Genomic DNA, 211 nt, shown 5'->3' on the forward strand with positions numbered 1-211 from the left:
AGGGCATCTCCCAGGGCCTTTACTACAAGTGGTCGAAAGATTTCATGGAAGCGGGCAAGAAGCGTCTGGCTGCCGATACCGCTCGGGCTGCGAACACGGACGAGGTCAAAGAGCTGCGCCGTAAAGCCAGGGACCTCAAAGAGGTGGTCGCTGAACAGACACTCGAGCTGCGGCTTCTCAAAAAAGCTATGCTCGGGGATGGGGACGACCG

Annotated in this window: 1 pseudogene; it reads left to right on the forward strand. The window is 58.3% G+C overall.

Annotation, left to right across the window (positions count from 1 at the left end):
* Positions 1 to 211 (forward strand): annotated as a pseudogene (locus Q1A85_RS22950) (IS3 family transposase); the annotation flags it as partial.

The organism is uncultured Tateyamaria sp. (assembly GCF_947503385.1).
Lineage (GTDB): Bacteria > Pseudomonadota > Alphaproteobacteria > Rhodobacterales > Rhodobacteraceae > Tateyamaria.